The 754-nt window shown below is 43.6% G+C and carries 1 pseudogene; it reads left to right on the plus strand.

From position 1 onward, the window contains the following. Positions 1 to 754 (plus strand): annotated as a pseudogene (locus tag WG67_RS08735) (phage terminase large subunit); the annotation flags it as partial.

Consider the following 754-nt stretch of genomic DNA (forward strand, 5'->3'; position numbering starts at 1 on the left):
GCAGCGAGCGCTGGTGAAGTGAAACGAATAATATTCAATATGCCTCCGCGCTCGATGAAGTCCATGTGCATAAGCGTTGCGTGGCCCGCATGGATACTGGGAAACCAACCAACTGCGAGAATAATAGTTGCAAGTTATTCTCAGCGGCTCAGCGAAAAGCACTCGCTCGACACCAGGTGCGTGATGCAGTCTAGTTGGTATAGAGCGCTATTTCCAGAGATAGAACTATCCAAAGACCAGAATACCAAATATAAATTTCAAACAGTGCAGAGAGGATACAGAATCGCAACATCAGTTGGTGGAACACTAACTGGTGAAGGTGGTGATTTTATCATTGTGGACGATCCGCTCAGTTCTGCTCAAGCTTTGAGTGAAACGCTTAGAAAGCGTGCCACAAACTGGTTTGATCAGACTTTAGTAACCAGGCTGAACGATAGAAAAAAAGGAGTCATCGTTCTTGTAATGCACAGGCTACACCAGGAGGACTTAACTGGACACCTTCTCTCCAAGCCAAAAAACATATGGCATCATATTTGTTTGCCAATGATTTCTGAAAATAAGCAGGTTATTTATTCAATCAAAAAGCCAATGCCTCCCGTTCCTGTCATCCGAGTAGCTCAGCACTGTGCGACCAGGCGATTATATAATAAACCAGCGTCACCTGTAAGGATATTATATTCAAGAGAAGAAGGTCAGTTGTTATATCCCCTCGATGGAGGAAAAGAAGAAGTTGAGATAATAAAAGCTGAACTTG

Origin of the sequence: Wolbachia endosymbiont of Drosophila incompta, assembly GCF_001758565.1 — a bacterium.
Classification (GTDB): Bacteria; Pseudomonadota; Alphaproteobacteria; order Rickettsiales; family Anaplasmataceae; genus Wolbachia; species Wolbachia pipientis.